This is a genomic window from Paenibacillus sp. J22R3 (assembly GCF_056269305.1).
Window position 1 is genome coordinate 590306 of sequence record NZ_JBWDNS010000003.1, and the last position, 17314, is coordinate 607619.

At 47.8% G+C, this 17314-nt stretch carries 13 protein-coding genes and 2 pseudogenes; 9 read left to right on the forward strand and 6 right to left on the reverse strand.

Annotation, left to right across the window (positions count from 1 at the left end; all coding sequences use genetic code 11):
• Window positions 1-185: 185 nt before the first annotated feature.
• The gene (locus AC0YN4_RS17430) at window positions 186-1793 is read left to right on the forward strand and encodes a response regulator (RefSeq protein ID WP_475836293.1); all 1608 of its coding nucleotides are present in this window, start codon (window positions 186-188) and stop codon (window positions 1791-1793) included.
• Window positions 1794-2152: 359 nt separating this feature from the next.
• On the opposite strand, the gene AC0YN4_RS17435 is transcribed toward AC0YN4_RS17430, so the two are convergent.
• Together AC0YN4_RS17435 and AC0YN4_RS17440 are read right to left on the reverse strand one after the other, a co-directional pair.
• Window positions 2153-4909, reverse strand: coding sequence for an alpha-mannosidase (locus tag AC0YN4_RS17435; RefSeq protein WP_475836294.1), 2757 nt, complete (start codon window positions 4907-4909; stop codon window positions 2153-2155).
• A gap of 53 nt (window positions 4910-4962) precedes the next feature.
• Complete coding sequence (locus AC0YN4_RS17440) at window positions 4963-6288, reverse strand: glycoside hydrolase family 125 protein (protein WP_475836295.1); 1326 nt, start codon at window positions 6286-6288, stop codon at window positions 4963-4965.
• A gap of 364 nt (window positions 6289-6652) precedes the next feature.
• Between AC0YN4_RS17440 and AC0YN4_RS17445 the strand changes: the two genes are divergently transcribed.
• The 3 genes from AC0YN4_RS17445 to AC0YN4_RS17455 are packed head-to-tail and all read left to right on the forward strand — an operon-like array spanning window position 6653 to window position 10066.
• On the forward strand, window positions 6653-7597 hold the full coding sequence (locus AC0YN4_RS17445; protein ID WP_475836296.1) for an ABC transporter permease: 945 nt from the start codon (window positions 6653-6655) through the stop codon (window positions 7595-7597).
• 15 nt (window positions 7598-7612) lie between these two features.
• Window positions 7613-8542, forward strand: a complete 930-nt coding sequence (locus tag AC0YN4_RS17450; RefSeq protein ID WP_475782357.1) for a carbohydrate ABC transporter permease — start codon at window positions 7613-7615, stop codon at window positions 8540-8542.
• Window positions 8543-8581: 39 nt separating this feature from the next.
• The gene (locus AC0YN4_RS17455; protein WP_475782358.1) at window positions 8582-10066 is read left to right on the forward strand and encodes an ABC transporter substrate-binding protein; all 1485 of its coding nucleotides are present in this window, start codon (window positions 8582-8584) and stop codon (window positions 10064-10066) included.
• A 338-nt stretch (window positions 10067-10404) separates the two neighbouring features.
• Here AC0YN4_RS17455 and AC0YN4_RS17460 read toward each other — a convergent pair whose 3' ends face one another.
• Entirely contained in the window at window positions 10405-10593 is a 189-nt protein-coding gene (locus tag AC0YN4_RS17460; protein ID WP_475836297.1) for a restriction endonuclease, read from the reverse strand.
• Between the two features lie 614 nt (window positions 10594-11207).
• Between AC0YN4_RS17460 and AC0YN4_RS17465 the strand changes: the two genes are divergently transcribed.
• The 5 genes and pseudogenes from AC0YN4_RS17465 (at window position 11208) to AC0YN4_RS17485 (ending at window position 14552) form a co-directional block, all read left to right on the forward strand.
• On the forward strand, window positions 11208-11558 hold the full coding sequence (locus AC0YN4_RS17465) for a hypothetical protein (protein WP_475836298.1): 351 nt from the start codon (window positions 11208-11210) through the stop codon (window positions 11556-11558).
• A 425-nt stretch (window positions 11559-11983) separates the two neighbouring features.
• Window positions 11984-12460 (forward strand): annotated as a pseudogene (locus AC0YN4_RS17470) (stalk domain-containing protein); the annotation flags it as partial.
• Between the two features lie 21 nt (window positions 12461-12481).
• Window positions 12482-12802 (forward strand): annotated as a pseudogene (locus AC0YN4_RS17475) (hypothetical protein); the annotation flags it as partial.
• Window positions 12800-12979, forward strand: coding sequence for an excalibur calcium-binding domain-containing protein (locus AC0YN4_RS17480; protein WP_475782476.1), 180 nt, complete (start codon window positions 12800-12802; stop codon window positions 12977-12979). The pseudogene AC0YN4_RS17475 and the gene AC0YN4_RS17480, both read left to right, overlap by 3 nt.
• Window positions 12980-13190: 211 nt before the next feature.
• Window positions 13191-14552, forward strand: coding sequence for a spore germination protein (locus tag AC0YN4_RS17485; protein ID WP_475836299.1), 1362 nt, complete (start codon window positions 13191-13193; stop codon window positions 14550-14552).
• Between the two features lie 93 nt (window positions 14553-14645).
• Here AC0YN4_RS17485 and AC0YN4_RS17490 read toward each other — a convergent pair whose 3' ends face one another.
• The 3 genes from AC0YN4_RS17490 to AC0YN4_RS17500 form a co-directional block, all read right to left on the reverse strand.
• Window positions 14646-15149 (reverse strand): DUF421 domain-containing protein, encoded by a 504-nt coding sequence (locus AC0YN4_RS17490; RefSeq protein ID WP_475782362.1) that lies wholly within the window; start codon window positions 15147-15149, stop codon window positions 14646-14648.
• A 40-nt stretch (window positions 15150-15189) separates the two neighbouring features.
• Complete coding sequence (locus tag AC0YN4_RS17495; protein ID WP_475836300.1) at window positions 15190-16341, reverse strand: cation:proton antiporter; 1152 nt, start codon at window positions 16339-16341, stop codon at window positions 15190-15192.
• Window positions 16342-16557: 216 nt separating this feature from the next.
• A complete protein-coding gene (locus tag AC0YN4_RS17500) occupies window positions 16558-17286 on the reverse strand; it encodes a hypothetical protein (protein ID WP_475836301.1) in 729 nt (242 codons plus the stop codon).
• Window positions 17287-17314: the final 28 nt, after the last annotated feature.

The window sequence follows — 17314 nt, forward strand, 5'->3', positions numbered from 1 at the left end:
GTTGATATTCAACTATCTTATCCAGTAATCTGGATAGACAGATAGACAGCCAGTAAGTTACATACAGCTTTCTTGCAGTCGGAACCGCAAGCCGCGGAATAGTAGACAATACCGCTGGAACTTAACCATTATTTAACCCGAATCGCGTTATACTAGGAGTAATTCACTCTCGGGAGGCGATAACGTTGAAAGTATTGGTAGTCGAAGACGACGTCTCGATGAGGAAGGCGATTCGCGCTGGACTCCGCAAATTCGGTTACGCCGTCGATGCCGCCGAGGACGGGGAAGAAGCGCTTAACCTGTACCAAGTCAACAGGTATGACGCGATCGTGCTTGACATGAATTTGCCCAAGTTTGACGGCTTGGACGTGCTTCGGCGCATTCGCGAGCACGATTCGGAAATCAAGCTGCTGATTCTATCTGCCCGCTCCGAGGTCGAGGACAAAATAGCCGGCCTTGACGAAGGTGCGAACGATTATATGGCCAAGCCTTTCCACTTCAAAGAGTTCGAAGCGAGGCTTCGGTCCTTGCTTCGCCGCAAGTTTATTCTTGAGCCCTCGCTTCTATCACATGGCGAGCTTACCGTCGATACGTCACTGAAGCAGGCATACGTCCATAAACAAACTGTCGAGCTTACAAGGAAGGAATACGGCATCTTAGAGTACTTGATCCTCAACAAACACAAGGTCGTCAGCGCGGAAGAATTGATCGAACACGTGTGGGACAGCGAAGCCGATTTGTTCTCCAACTCGTTCAAGGTACACATTAATTCGCTCAAAAAGAAACTGGCCGCTCACCTAGGCGAACAATCAAAAACGCAAGGGGAATCGGCTACTTCGTCGCGGAGGTCTCCCATGAAACGGTTTAACGAAATGCCGCTTCGGCTCCGCCTCACCTCACTTATGGCCCTCATTCTGATCGTGGCTTGCGTGCTGCTCTTGGCCTCGTCGATCATCGCCGCAGGTCAAATTTTCGACGCGCCATATCCAAAAGAACCTGTAACCGTCGATCAGCTTATGGGCGATCCGGAAAAACGTATAATTGAGGGAACGCCTCACGAAGCTGTCGAGGGCGTCAACGAAATGCTGATAATCGTGAAAGGATTCTTCGCTTTGGTCGCGATCATCGGTATCGGCATCGTGTTCCTACTGAACGTTCTCGCGCTTCGGGAACGCAAATACGAGATCGGCGTGCTGCGCGCCATCGGCATGTCGAAGCTCAAAGTTATGGCGCTCTTATTGAGCGAAATGCTGATCTTAGCGCTTGCGGGTTCGTTGGTAGCACTCATCGCGGGCATCTACGTGAATCCATCCGTCGTCTCGACAATGAAAGACGTGATCTTGGACGGCAAAATGCCTTCGGGGCTGATGTCAGACATTCTGGGAATCGGCTACAATCTCCTATTATCCGATACGGCGGCCGAGAACGTCATGCTCTCGCTGCATCTCGGCAGGAGCGACTTGAAAGACAAGAGAAGCCACGCTTACACTTTGCTAAACAAAGTCGGCATCGACAGGGAAACGGCAGACCGCAAAATTCTTAAGCTGTCCGGAGGGCAACAACAGCGAGTGTCGATCGCTCGCAGCTTATCGTATAACCCCGGCATATTGATCGCGGACGAACCTACGGGCAATCTGGACGAGAAAAACGAAACCGGAATCATGGACATTCTGAAATGCCTCGCTAACAATGAAGGGAAATGCGTCATCATCGTCACGCACTCGAAGTCCGTTTCCGCCTACGCGGACATCGTGCTCGAGATCGCCGAAGGAAAGCTGCGCACCATAAACTGATAGCCCGCTATCGAGTCGGGAAATCATCTTATTTCCAGATGACTTTACAAATGAGAGCCCCCACTGGCATCGATCAATTGCCCGGTTACCCAGCGACTGTCGGGAGAAGCTAATTGTTCACTAGTATATCGAAGTGAGAGTTACCTGTACGTTCATTCAACAATTCATCCAATGCCTTATATAGTGCATGTATGCTTTCTGAAGAACCAAACTTTTCACCAAATAAATAATTATGCAAAACTTATTGATAAAACCAAATAAAACAAAGTAAGCAAAAAAGGAGCAAGCTCCTCAAAAAGATGAGTGCTTGCTCCTTACTCTGCCGACACGTTCAGCCAATACTTGCAGATCCATTCCTTTCAGTGCCCCGACGGAATGCCGGCTGTATAAATCTCGCACGGTCCCAGCTCCGCCGCGAATGAAGCGTCTGTATGGCCCGCCAACGGCTGCACACGTTCACCCGCACGCTCAAGTATGTCGCTCTTGTACGCCATAACGGTCTCGCCGACATTCGAAGTAACTTGCAACATCGCTTCCTCCGGCCGCATATTGAACCAGCGCAGCATCAGATCGCCGGATGCTTCTGAGATCTTCGCCGAGGAGAAGGCAATGCCTTCACCCTTCCAAGTCATGAAGGCATGAATCGGCGCGATCACTCCATCGTGTATGCCGGTTTGCACAGCAGTCCAAGGTGTCTGGAATTGATAGGCCGAAGCATACGCGCCATATACTGCGCCGTCCCCTTGATGTGGAAGGATCAGTAACTCGGCAGTCTGCATGCCTAGGCACTGCGCTTCCGGCGTTGGGAAGACTCCCCAGTCGCCTAGCTCAGCGACGGAACGAAGCAAGGTGACGGCAATCGTATTGCGGCCATCACGCAACACTTCGTATTCGTTCAAGCCCTTGTTCGCAATGGTGAGTCCTTGCGTCCCGTCGCTGACATCGGCAAAAGCCTGCTGATGCTGTGCGTTGCTCGGATTTTCCCACTCGGCCGCCGGTTCGTTGTCTCGAATCGCCACTTCGAAGATCGTGTCGGCACGGTGTACGGAGGCAATCAGGTCCGTCGGGAACAGTGCGCGAACGCGGTGATCCTTCGCCTGGTTGTCTATAGTGACGCTGATACCTATACCGGAGCCTGAACGCTCCAGACTGACGATGGTGCGTATGGAGAACGGTACGAAGTCCGTCGACCGTCCGGCTTTGCGTTCCGGATAGTACACGGCTTCTTGCTTCTCCTGCTCAAACAGCTCGTCGGCCGAGGCTGGAATTGACCAAAGGTGTACGATTTCGAACGCTGCGCGGTATGCGCTGTCCTCGGTCACGCGAATTTCCGCCGTGATCCCTTTAGTCGTGAGCGCTGGCTCTCCATCCGGCTGCTTGAACATGTATTCGTTGCCAATGTCACCGGCATCTTCATAAATCATCAGGTCGCGGTAAGTACGTCCGCTTCTGTAATCCGTCACCGTCAAGCTGCCGTCCTCGGCAATTTCGACGCCGAGATTCCCGTTGCTCATTGAGCACGATCCGGTCAAAAGCGATGGCTCCTGCGGCGCTTCAGACGAATTAATCACCCAAGCGTAGGCCTTTATCCCGAGCGCCGGCACCTCTGCCGTTTCGAATGTCAGCTTCACGCGCCGCGCCCAATACGGCTGGCGGAACCTGTCTTCCGGCAGGTCGTAGCCGAATTGCAGGCCGAGATCCTCCATTGTGCAGGCGACGGCGATGCCCTCCGAATCAACGAGCGTACGCCCTGTGATTGCTATGCCCTTCATCATGCGAATCATTTCGTTCGGGCTGATACCTTCCCGGAAATAGACGCGCGCAACGTCTAGCTCGACTTTTACGACGCCGCTGCGGTTCCAGCCCGTCGTGTTGAACACTATTAGCGGCAGCGCTTCCTGACCGAACATGGTGAACACGCTCGTATCGACGGCGCCGGCAAGCGCAAGAGCACTGTCGTCCACTATCGTCTCCGCGACATGACGGCTCTTGTCGAACCGGGTGACCATCTCGCGGTGCACTTCGTCGACGCTGCAGCCACAAATGCTGTCATGCGGGTGGTTCTGCATGAGCGTCTTCCAAGCATACGTCAACAAATGATGCGGGTACTTGGCTTGTCCCGTCGCATGCGCGAGCGCGGCGAGAGGCTCGGCGACTTTCTCCAGCATCGTCTGACCGACTTGGTTCATCTGTTTCAAATACACCCTAGCCGAAGCCGTGTTCACCAGTGTCGACCAACCGTCCGTCCGCTGGCTTCGCAGTTCACCCCGCACGACCGACAGCGACGTGTCGTTCAACGACGACTTCAGCGATGCCAGATATTCCGTGAAATTCGAATGGACGAAATCTGTGTCCGGATATAGCTTGCTCGCCACGTGGATCGCTTCGGGCAAGTCCGTCTGGATCGGTTGATGGTCGCAGCCGTTCATGAATAGCAGCTGTCTCGTTGACGCGTATTTGCCGGCGTCGGCCAGCTTACGATCCCAATATTCCTTGGCTTCCGCCTCGTCCACCGGCACTTCGTTCCCGTTGCTGTACCAGTTGGCAAATAAAATGCCGAGCACACGCGAGCCGTCCGGCCCTTCCCATATGAGCTCAGAGAAAGATGATTCATACGCAGCATCCGATACCATATTATTGAAGCCTGTCGGCTTGACGCCACGGCCAAACACAGCGTTGTCGATGTCTGCCTGCCGCATGAGCTGAGGTGCTTGACCGATAATTCCGAACGTGTCGGGAAAATACCCGATCTTGGCGATCGTACCGTAATACGAGGCATCCTGATGCCCGATCTGCAGATTACGTACATTCGCTTCGCTGCTCGTCAGGAACGCGTCTTGCAGAACGTACCAAGGCCCGATGTGGATACGGCCTTCGCGAATCCATTTCTCCAGGCGCTCGCGCCGGTCGGGACGTACCTGCAAATAATCCTCGATGATGATCGTCTGACCGTCGAGGTGGAAGCTCCGATACTCCGCATTGTTCTCCAGCGTGTCCATCAATGTATCCATGAGCGTAATCAACCGGACATGATGCTTCTCGTAAGGCAAATACCATTCACGGTCCCAATGGGTATGGGAGATAATCTGCGCCGTTCTTCTTTTATTTGCGTTCATCAAGATGAATGTCACCCTTCCTTGTTCCGTTCTTTATGGCTTGAGTCGCAAAATCAGCCATCGAGCAGCCCCGCTTTCATCGCCTTGTACACCAATTGCGAGAACAAGCTGTTGGACCAAGCGAACCATTTACGCGTAAATACGCTCGGATCATCCGAATGGAAGCCCTCGTGCATATAACCGGTGTCTCCATCCGTCGCTTCCAGCAGTGCGATCATCGCAAGCTTCTCCTCGTCTGAGGAAGCCGTCAGCCCTTGCATGGACAACGCCATATGCCAGACATAGTTCGGAGGCGTATGCGGGCTGCCAATGCCGCTGGCCACCGCGCCTTCATAATAGAACGGGTTGTCTTTACTGAGGGCAAACCTACGTGTATTCTGATAAATCAGATCATCGCCGTTTACGTAACCAAGATACGGAATCGAAATAAGGCCAGGCGTTCCAGCATCGTCCATCAGGCAATGATTTCCATACCCGTCGGTCTCGTACGCATAGATCGGTCCGTACTCAGGATGACGGTAAATGCCATACAGCTGAATGCCGTGGTCGATTTCCCGCTCGAGCTTCGCCATCTCCTTTTCAAACGACAGGTCGCGGAAGACGAACTCGGCGATTTCCCGCATTTGCCTTAGAGTAACGACGGCAAACATATTATCCGGAATGTTGTAATGAAAATCGCAGGCGTCATCGCTCGGACGGAAGCCTGACCAGATCATGCCCGTATAGTTAACAGGCATTCCGCGGCCTTCGTTCTGAAGCGTATCGTGTTTGATACCATTGTCACGCTCGAAGCGGTAAGTGGAGTGCTCGAAATGGAACTGCTCCCGTTTCCAGAGATCGACCGTCGCGCGCATCGCGATCTTGAAGTTCGCGTCGAAGATATCCGCACGACCTGTTTCTTTCCAATAGGCAAAAGCAAGACGCATCGAGAAGCAGATAGAGTCAAGCTCGAATTTACGCTCCCATACCCATGGCGACATATCGGTCTTATCGTCGGTGTTCCAATGCCAGTCGTTCGCCATTTCGTTAAACGCGTTCGCATATGGATCGATGGCGATATTGCGCATATGAAGCATAATCAGCCCCTTGATGATTCGCTGCAAATCGGCATCTTCTTTGGCAAACGGCACGTAATGCATCACTTGCTCTACGGAATCGCGCAGCCACATCGCAGGAATATCCCCTGTGATGACGAACGTCGTTCCGTGTTCAAGCAGCTTAGTCGTCGTCTCCAGCGTGTTCGGAAAACAGTTCTTGAACAGCTGCAGCAGCTTAGGCCGATGCGCTAATCTTGTCTCTGCTTCCGCGAGCACGTCCTGAATGGATTGCGGCAACTGAAGAGCCGGCATGTCGATTTTAGGTAATCTGAATTGTTCCATGTTTCGTTGTATCTCCCTCTCTGTTCAATAACGACGTTACTCTTTAACGTAAAATCGGGTAGGCGAGCCTCTTTGCTCCGGCTGATTTTTGCCTGGATGAGCTTCACAAACAGTATCTAAATGAACGTTCTTTTTTAGTCAAAATCATACATGGCGTGCTCGATAGGCGCAGTGACGTCAGCAATTGAATTGGCACTCGATATTGAATGATGAATAGAAAAAAACATATAAGTTAATTTTATGTAAAGTGAAAGGATCGTTATTACTGTGTAAATAAGGCAAGGCAGTTTAAGATAGATTGAAAATAATTGTGGCTTGCACGTTACGAATACAAGGAGATTGATCATTGAAGGGAGTGACTCACATGGAGACAAAGAGCAAGCGCAGACATTTGCGAACACGCTGGCGAACGCAGGATACCGAGCTGACGCTGCTGGCTTTACCGACAACGGTCTGGTATATCCTGTTCTGTTTCTTGCCGATGTTCGGCATCATCATAGCCTTCAAGGATTTCAAAATACATGGGGGCTTCATAAGCAACATCGTGCACAGCAAGTGGTCCGGCTTTAATAACTTCGAGTTTCTGTTTAAGTCAAACGATGCCTGGATCGTCATCCGCAACACGCTGGGCTACAATATCGTGTTCATTATTCTCGGTATCGTAGTACCAGTCACCTTAGCGCTGATGGTCGGTCAGCTGCACAGCCGCAAGGCTGGCAAAGTGTATCAAACGTTGATGTTCCTGCCTTACTTCTTGTCCTGGGTCATCGTATCCGCGGTGATCTGGGCGTTCCTCAGCTTCGATAAAGGAATTGCCAATCAGTTTCTGGCAGACCTTGGCAAGGATCCGGTCAACTGGTATATGGAGGCCAAATACTGGCCGTACCTTCTCGTGTTTATGAACATGTGGAAAGGTCTAGGCTACGGCATGGTCGTCTACTTGGCAACGATTACCGGCATCGACAGCACCTACTACGAGGCCGCTGTCATTGACGGCGCTTCGAAGTGGCAGCAGACCAAATACATTACGCTGCCGCTTATGAAGCTGGTTATCGTGATGATGTTCATCCTGTCGGTCGGCCGTATTTTCTACACGGACTTTGGGTTATTCTTCCAAGTGCCGCGGGATTCCAACTCGCTGTTCAACGTGACGACAACCGTTGACGTGCTCGTCTATAAGCAGCTCAAGACAGCTACTGTAGGCATGGCCTCGGCTTCCGCTTTCTTGCAATCCGTACTCGGATGCGCGACCATTTTAATCGCTAACTGGATCGTCCGCCGTGTTGATCCCGACAGCGCCATGATGTAAGGAGGAGCGAAAGCAATGTCATCGAAAGCACATTTTGAGTCCGGTCTCGATAAATTCAACCGGATCAGCGGTGTTATGAACGTCTTTTTCCATATCATCTTTATTCTGATAGCGTTGGTTTGCCTGGTGCCCGTCCTAGTGGTATTGTCGGTCTCGATCTCCAGCGAAGATTCCATTCGGCAAACGGGATACCACATTATACCCAGGGCTCTCTCGGGAGAGGCGTACCACTATATCTTGCAGCAAGGGAAGCTGATCTCTCGTGCACTCGGAGTATCCGTACTCGTTACGGTTGTCGGCACTGTGCTTGGCATCCTGCTTACCACTTCAATGGGTTATGTCATTTCCAGACCTAACTATAAGCTGAATGGGCTGCTGACATGGATCGTGTTCATTCCCATGGTATTCAACGGAGGGCTGGTGTCCAGCTACTACATCAACTCGACCCTGCTCGGGCTCAAAGATACGGTTTGGGCTCTCATTCTCCCGCTGGCCGTCTCCTCCTTCAACGTGATTATTTGCAAAACGTTCTTCAGAAGCACCATACCGGATGGATTAATCGAATCTGCTGAGATGGACGGCGCTAGCCAACTGCGCATCTTCTTCTCCATCATTCTGCCGATTTCGCTGCCGGTTATCGCGACCATTGGCCTGTTCCTCTGCTTCTCGTATTGGAACGACTGGTTCCAGTCCATGCTGTACATCAACAATCAAGACCTGTACTCGCTGCAGGCGCTGCTGAACAGCTTGATGAGCAACGTAGACGCACTGGCGAGGAACGCTGCGAGCCTCGGCATCAGCTACGCTGAGCTGGTGGCGACGATGCCGAAGGAATCCGCCCGCATGGCTGTGGCGATTATCATTGTCGTGCCTGTTGCCGCGGCTTACCCGTTCTTCCAGAAGTATTTTATATCTGGTCTAACGGTCGGTGCCGTGAAAGGTTAATGCAAGATGAAATAAATCAATTCAGGGAGGTCCATGGATATGAAAAAGACATTGAAACACCTGCTTGTACTTAGTACGGCTGCTCTCCTGACAACTTCACTCGCTGGTTGCGGTTCGAAGAGTACGAATGATTCAAACAATGCGCCAAGCAACCAGAACGCCAACAATCCAGCAGGCGGCGAAGCGCCAACGCTGGTATGGTGGACGATTGGCGGTCAAACGCCTTCGAACTTCGACAAGGCGATCGCAGCCATGAATGACTACACGGCCGAGAAGATCGGCGTGAAGGTCGACATCAAGGTTGCAAGCTGGGGGGACTGGGACACGAAGATCAACACGATCGTAAACACCGGCGAGCCCTTCGACATTATGTTCACGAACAACAGCAAGTACAACCAGCAAGTGAACATCGGCGCTTTTGCCGACATTACCGATTCCGTTCAGAGCGATTCGCCAGATCTCTACAAGCTCATTCCTCAGAAGGTATGGGATGGAACGAAGGTTGGCGGCAAAATCTATGCCGTACCGACGTATAAAGATTCTTCGTTGACCCAGTATTGGGTGTTCGATGACAAGTATGTACAGAAATATAAGATCGACACCGCAAGCATCAAGACGATGCAGGACTTGGACAAGCCATTGCACGATATTAAAGCCGGCGAAGGCAAGAGCTTCTATCCATTGCCTCTTACACAAGGCGATGGCTTTAACGGCTTCTTCAACCGCTATGACGATATGACGCTCGGTCTGCCGCCAATCGGCGTTAAAGTCGACGATGCTTCCCGCAAAGTGGTCTCCGTACTCGAGGACCAAGAGGTAATGAACGATCTGAAGCTGCTGCATAAGTGGTATCAAGACGGCATTATCAATCCGGATGCACCGACGAAGACAGAAGCGGACAAAGGACGTCCTTTCTTCGCTGCACAAGCATTCCCTGGCGCTGAAGCGAGCTGGCAGATCAATGAAGGCGTAGCGAAGTACGACATGTTCCCGATCTTCGGGCCGATCTACACGACAAGCACGATTCAAGGTTCTTTGAACGCGATATCCGCGAACTCCAAGTACAAGAAGGAAGCGCTCAAATATTTGCAATTGGTGAATACGGATCCAAAGCTGCGCAACATGCTGGCATTCGGCGAGCTTGGCGTCGACTATAAGAATGTGGACGGCGAGAAAGTAGTCGAGCGTATATCCGATACATGGCCGCTCGCTGCTTATACGCAAGGTACATTCTTCGATATGGCGGTTACCAAAGGCGCTCCTGTCGATCAATGGGAACAAGTGCGCAAGCTGAACGACCAAGCGATTTCTTCCACGAGCCTGGGCTTTGCGCTTGATATCAGCAAGCTAGGCACAGAAGTAGCCAACACGAAAGCCGTATGGGACAAATACCGCTATGAGTTGATGACAGGCGCATCTGACCCGGAAAAGACAGTTCCGAAGATCATTTCGGAGCTGAAAGCTGCCGGCATGGATACGATTATGAAAGCAGCTCAAGAGCAGATCGACAACTACTTCAAATAATAGTGGCAAGAGAAAACCCGAACGGATTGTCCGTTCGGGTTTCTAACACGTATTGGAGTGCTCCATAGTGAATAACCGTTTACTTGAAACAAAATTTACAGCTTATGTTGAAACACTTCCAGCTAATGCTGAAAAATCACATCAATAAAACGTGTCCGCTGTAACTTGTTTTGTCATTAATTAATAGTAAATAAACTAAAACTTGTACGATACATATCATATATTGACATTTGAACGACTCCCCGTATGTAGAAATGTCATTTAAATGATTCCAAACAAATAAAAACGCCTCACTAATACATAACGTATGAGTGAGGCTGTATTTTATTAATTCTCTTTTAAGTTGTAGAGGGTTGTATGAATTTAGAATGCAAAGCTCCCTTTTTTTCTAAGCTTTCCATCCATAACTCAACAAGCTCTTGCCCACCAATCAACTCTATATTTAGACCCTTGGCATAATCAACTGCGTTTTGAGTAATATTGCTAGTTGTCACAACATATCCACCGGCTGCATTTTGCTTGATCATCTGTGAATGGATAATGGCAGTCGGCTCAAAACCAACCGGATAGTTATAACCACTTTACTTGTCCTAAAAATAGACCTCTCTCACGTGTTTCCTCGATATGGACCCCAAAATCACCCGAAGATCTAGTGACATTTGCATCACTTTGATGCAGTCGCAACAAATTGTTTAAAATCAAATGGATTTTCCTTATCCAACTCATCACTTTTCTTATAACGGTTGTAGAGACCAGTAAGTAAAGTTTTTCTCACATCATCGTTAGTACTAACCATTTTAATAAATGACAATCTTAAAGAGGCTAGTTGTTTTCGATAAATATATAAATAATAAGATGTGAAACCCACTACTAAAATTAAAACGATATCAAAAAACTCATTTCACACCTGCTCGCACTATTTTATAATAATTTTAGTCTAAAATAGTTATAAATATACCTCGTTCATCGTTCAATCTTCGATAAATAAATGTCAATAAATGTATTTTAGTTTATTCGCGAAGAAATTTAGATAGGTAAATCAATTTATTTCCGTTCACTACCGTTAGGTTTCTTCAAGAATTTATTTAATTCGCTGCTGGTATAGGAACACTTGTTTGCGTATAATAAATATGGAAAGAAGGTGATTAATTCATTGAATGGTTTTGATCCTATCATCGCCCTGAACGTACATGTCGCTTTATTAACAGCTCTAGAAAAAGTGAAGGAACATGCCGAATCAACGAAAGGTGTCACCCAGGCTCTAATTAAGTACGTAGGTCGCATTATCGTTGAAGAACTGGAAAAGTCCAAACATACAATGAAAGAAAATAAAATGTGGGTAAATGAGACGCCGGCTCTTGATCGACGTTATCGATTTTCCCAATTCGGCGAGAAGCGTTCGTATGTAATTTCACATGAAGAACTGGAATTGCATTTCGGAATAGTTACGCGAACAATTAAGCACAAAATTGATAAACTTAACAGACAATAATGCATAAAAGCCTGCTCATATATCTGGGCAGGCTTTTCACTTAGCTGTGATATACTCATTTTCAAAATTATCAATTAATTATAAAAACTCGCAGCCAACTGTCGTTGAACTCTCGTTCCCCGTCGTATTTTGAGGTCAGCCAGTTTTTACTGGCTGGTCAGCTTTGTTTCAGTGCTATATTTATCAGTAGCTGAAGAAGATCATTCGTTCCCCTGAGTCTGTCACCCATCGCTAAAACTGATCGCCTACTAACACTTTTTTTGTGAGGATTATCCAATATTGACAATACTCTTGCCTCCAACACAAATGGCCACCGTAACTGGTCGGGGCAAAGTCTAAATATTAATGAATTCGTAAGTAATAAATAAAATCTGGAAGGAGCAGGATATGAGGAAAGAGGCAATCGGAGGAGTGCAGCTCAGCAAATGCTTAAAAAAATACTAATCATTGCTATATTGATTGCAGCTTTAACTGGATGCGGAACTAAAGCTCATGAGCAACCAAATACTGTAAAACAACAACGTCTCGTTACTTACAAGGAAATAAGCGGTCCAGAGAGGACTCTAAGGTTGAAGGCCCTTACAGCCATTCGATTATTTGTAAACGGCAATCTGGCGAATGTCGCACCTACAATCATTACCGGCGTTACATTTGTTCCCGTTCGTGCAGCGGGGGAAATGTTGAACAAATATGTGATATGGGATGCAGCGACGAAAACAGTCTTCATTAATGATGAGAACCAGCAACTGCAACAGACACCCGCGAGCAAAGCATTGAAGCTGATTGTAAACGGAAACCAGGCGAACGTCGCCCCGAAAATCATTAACGGCGTGACTTATGTACCCGTACGTGCGGCAGGCGAGTTGTTGAAGAAATTCGTGACATGGGATTCGATAATTAAAGCTGTCTACATCAACAACCAGATGCATCAAAAGGCCCTCTACTTCCCAGCTACTAACTACCCGTTAACGGCAGCCCATATGAGAGCCGCGATTGGAAAGGGAAAATCGCCAATCTGCACGATTGATCGGGCCGGAGCAGACGAGAACCGCGAGGAAGCGCTTCAAGGCATCCCGACAAAGGAGGGCTTTGATCGAGATGAATTCCCTATGGCGATGTGCGCCGAAGGCGGTGTCGGTGCAGATGTCGCTTATGTACAGTACTCCGACAATCGCGGCTCCGGCTCATGGATCGGCAATCATCTTGAGCAGTACCCGGAGGGTACGCGCGTTCTGTTCGTCATTGACGGGTCAGCAGGTACAGTCACCAAGCCGCCAACTACACCGACGACACCTAAACCGGTTTATTACGCAAATTGCGCTGCCGTAAAAGCCGCGGGCAAGGCACCGCTATACAAAGGTCAGCCCGGCTATAGTACCCAGTTAGACCGTGACGACGATGGTGTAGCCTGTGAAAATTAATAAAGCAAAAAAGCAATTCAAAAAATAACGTGATAACAGGCTGCTGGATCATATATACCGGCAGTCCTCTTTGTGTCTATGTTAGCCAACATCTCTATTTATAGATAAGTGCAGAAGTAACAAAACTTGCATAGAACGCGATAACTATGCTCAAAATATGAAAATCTAACCAATTCTGTTTGAAGTGGGGTATTTTTTAGTGCATAGCAATATGACGGCAATCACAAAAGCATTGGGGCATAGTTCCGATTTTCGAATCCGTAATATTGAAGAAAGCGGTGAAGTACAGGTAACCGTTTTCTATATAGATGGACTGGTTTATGCAGACAGACTGGAGAAACATGTTATTACTCCGCTTGTACATCATAGTGACGCACAACTCAACACAGCTGATATAACGGAGCTCGGTAACTCCGAACAAGCCATACAAGAGATCGTACAAGGCAAAGCCGTTATTCTTTATCAACAAACAGGCACGATGATTAGTGTAGATGTGACGTTATGGAGAGAGCGTCCCATTGGCGAATCCTTAACGGAACGCAATCCTTTAGGATTTATGGTAGGCTTTACAGAGAAGGCTAATTCAAATATAAGCATCCTGCGCAGCCTGATTAAGACACCAAATTTTACGGTTGAAACGATGCAAAAAGGCACATTAATGCCAACATCGATCTCGATCGTGTATATGAGAAATATTGTAGATCCTGGTATTCTTCATGAAGTAAGAAAGCGGCTGGACGAATTAGACGTGAAGTATATCTTGCAGTCTGCCATTGTGGAGGAAGTGCTCGCGAAGAATAGTTGGACCATATTCCCTTTGACGTCGGTCACCGAAGCACCGGAAGTTGCTGCAAGCTCAATTTTAGAGGGGAAGGTCGTTGTGTTCGTGGATAACACGCCGAACGCGATTATTTGTCCCACATTATTTATCAGTTTCTTTCAATCACCAGAGGAGTATTACGGTAAATACGGGAGGTATTTGAACAGAATCGTAAAATTTATTGCGTTCTTTGTAGCGACTCATGCGACTGCGTTCATGCTATTGTTAGAACGCAGCGACTTGCTAACTAAAAAAGTACACAAGCTGCTTTATCCCAGTGAAATGTTAATGCCGACATTTGCTGGGGCGATCTTTCTATTAGTTATTCTTAAAATTCTGGTTGACGGCATGACTAAGGTGAATACGAATCTGATTACTTTCTTTGCCTTCATATCTACCGTATTAATAAGTGAAAACATGTTGAAAATAAAGCTTTTCAGCCCTTTTTGCTTAAGTGTCCTGGCTTTCTCGTATGTCATAATCATCTTCTTTACATCTCGCGGGTTAGCCTCAACCATTCTCACCTTGAATTACATTTATTTATTTACTGCCTATCTAATAGGGTTATCGGGCGTCATTGTGCTTACCACGGTTATGTTCATTCATATTGTGATGCTAAAGAGCATAACCGTGCCGTATTTTAGTCCGTTAATTCCGCTGAGACCGAAAGAACTGCGCGATGTGTTTTTCCGGTCTAATTTGAAGAAACTGATCAATAGCAAACACTCCTATACATTAAAAAGAAAGCGATAGAAAAGAGCTGAAAGAAATCGGTGAACAAGGTTCTCCGCGAAACAGAAAAAGCCGAAGACCCTATTTAGGGCTTCGGCTTTTTCTGTCTCATTGCTAAAGCCGGGACTCAATGAGCTGCTTCAGCTGTTCAATATCCTGCTTCGTCGCTGGAGCTTTATGCGGCTTTAGCTTCACGGTCAGCTGACCTCCGGCCTCAATCGTTGCATATTCAACATCCTCGCGATCGTAGACCCCAGAGGAACGCAGCTGCGCATCAAGCCCTTCGTTAGTAAGTCTCAGTGATTCCATTGCACCTTGATTCAACTTCCCGCCTACTATAATTGGTATTGATTTGCCGATCCATATAGTGCGAAAAGGAGCATACCGTGTGATCAAAGCTCTAATCATTCGTACAGTCAAGATGAGAATGACCGCAGTGCCCAAGGTCCTCCATATATTCTCGTTCTCAACTGGTCGAATAAATAACGGACCAAGAATCAGCATTAGCAGCACGTCTACAATCGTTAGTTTCCCTATTGAGGTTCGACCTGTTAATCGAAGAAGAAGCGAGCCCATGACAATAATGAGTATGGCTTTCCAAATCCAATCGTAAGACATGGAATTCCTCCCCTTTTCGTTAATCATATTCCAGGACTTGTTAGGTAAGTCGATTGTTGATTTTCGAAAAGAACAGCTTCAACATTGGCGGCGTTATCAACGTGGTCAAGATGATCACCATAACGATCGAAGTAAAATACTTCTCTAACAATAGCCCTGATTCCAAACCAGCCACCCCTATAATTAAAGCCACCTCACCTCTAGAGACCATACCGGAACCGATGGCTAACGATGACGTTTTATCAAAGCCGGTTAGTCGCGCTCCAATCCCCCCGCCCAGCATTTTCGTCGCAACCGCAATAACCGTCATGAGTAGGATAAACCAAATGTGATTACCCAAGCCTGTAAAGGTAATGTTTAACCCGATGCTGACAAAAAATACGGGGACAAAGAGCGTATAGGCGATCGGCTCGACTTTGGTTTCGACATCGTGCTTGTATGCGGTTTGCGATACGGCGATTCCACCTGCGAATGCACCAATAATCCCCGCAACGCCCATCGTTTCTGCAAAATAAGAAAATGCAAAGCAAATAATGAGAGCCGCGCTCATGACAGCTTCACTAATGTGAAGAGGTGCGATGATTTTCATGACAAAGGGAACGAGAAACCATCCTGCAACGATGATCGCGATTAAAAATATTACCTTCTTAAGGATGAGAACGGTGATGGATACATCCCCGGCCGGGCCAAGAAGACTCATCATGACAGCAAGCAAAACGACTACAATGACATCATCCACAACGGCAGCTCCCAGAATAGTCGTGCCCTCTCTGGAGTCTAATCGATTCATCTCTTTTAACGTTTGGACCGATATGCTAACCGAGGTCGCACATAGCAGTAATCCAATGAATAGCGACTGCGTATTCGAAAGTCCGAGAGCAATAGATAAGGCATATCCACCGATAAAAGGAAGGATGATCCCGCCAACCGCCACGGCGAACGACGCCTTCCAATTTTCCCGCAATTTGTCCAAATCCGTTTCTAATCCCGCGATAAACATGAGTAACAGAACGCCGATTTCCGAAAAATGCGAAATAAATGCATCGGGATGGATCCATCCTAGGATAGCGGGTCCCAAAATAATACCTGCTAGCAGCTTTCCAAGCACGGCAGGTTGTCCAATACGAACCGACAAATCGCCAGCAACTTTCGTTGACAATATGATCAGCACCAGATATAGCAGAACTTCCACGTCGAATCACACCCATCCTTACGTTCGTTTGATACCATCATCTCCTTGGACCCAGGCTAATAAACCTTAGGAATGATGGTGAATATCGTAATTTTCACTTAAAAACAAAAAAGAAAAGCCTGTTTTCTCGGCTTTTCATTATGTATTATTGTGCTTGATTGTTACGAGTCCGCTGAAACATCTGCTTTCTAATGGGGAAGATGAACTAAGAAAGAATTACCATGCCGAAGCGTTTTTTCGGGCCAGTTCATCCATGAGACCAATTTGAGTCATTTCCTTAACTATTATCTCCTCAAGATCATTGCTATAAAAGCCTTTCCCATTAAAATCTCTGATTAATGCCAGTTTGCCGGCGTAGGTGGCGCGTTGCAAGTATTCCTGCAGCTCCTCTGCTTTCAGATCGTCGTCTACCATTAGAGATTGATGCTCGCTGCCCTCATCTTGCGGATGGACGTTGGTAACTCCTAATCCATCATGGGTAGAAACAACGATCCGTTTGGCCCTCTCCGCTTTCACCCGATTTAAGTATGTATACGGCTGTTCAATATTCGGAAGGTTCAGCGCTTCAACCATTCTGTTCATGATTTGACGACGGTTCTCTTTCTGTTCTTCGCCTGGCGCCCATTCACTTTTCTCATCTTGCATTTGCTTGGCTAGATAGTCATCCTCATTATCGAACGAATCATATAAAAGTGTTACATCTTTCGCCATGATGCCTAGGAACTCCTTGAAATTGTTGGCCACTACATTTCCTGCCTCATCCCCGCCCATTGGAGAAACCATAACGATTGGCGCTTCGTTCAGATCAGTCACAGCACCAAACTCGGTAAGAAATCCATAGTGATCGCCGTCAACTCCTGTCCAACCAAATGCAACGACGTCCCAAGGGGTATTTCCATATTCACTATGTTGATATTCGCCGTAAAAACCAAGCTCATCCCACAAGGACAGTCCCTCCTCATGGAGTTGATTG

What these genes read in the sequence shown, in the direction of transcription:
- AC0YN4_RS17435 (WP_475836294.1), bottom strand. Translation starts at nt 4,909, where the DNA reads ATGAACGCAAATAAAAGAAGAACGGCGCAGATTATCTCCCATACCCAT.
- AC0YN4_RS17455 (WP_475782358.1), top strand. Translation starts at nt 8,582, where the DNA reads ATGAAAAAGACATTGAAACACCTGCTTGTACTTAGTACGGCTGCTCTC.
- AC0YN4_RS17485 (WP_475836299.1), top strand. Translation starts at nt 13,191, where the DNA reads ATGACGGCAATCACAAAAGCATTGGGGCATAGTTCCGATTTTCGAATC.
- AC0YN4_RS17490 (WP_475782362.1), bottom strand. Translation starts at nt 15,149, where the DNA reads ATGTCTTACGATTGGATTTGGAAAGCCATACTCATTATTGTCATGGGC.
- AC0YN4_RS17445 (WP_475836296.1), top strand. Translation starts at nt 6,653, where the DNA reads ATGGAGACAAAGAGCAAGCGCAGACATTTGCGAACACGCTGGCGAACG.
- AC0YN4_RS17440 (WP_475836295.1), bottom strand. Translation starts at nt 6,288, where the DNA reads ATGGAACAATTCAGATTACCTAAAATCGACATGCCGGCTCTTCAGTTG.
- AC0YN4_RS17460 (WP_475836297.1), bottom strand. Translation starts at nt 10,593, where the DNA reads ATGATCAAGCAAAATGCAGCCGGTGGATATGTTGTGACAACTAGCAAT.
- AC0YN4_RS17450 (WP_475782357.1), top strand. Translation starts at nt 7,613, where the DNA reads ATGTCATCGAAAGCACATTTTGAGTCCGGTCTCGATAAATTCAACCGG.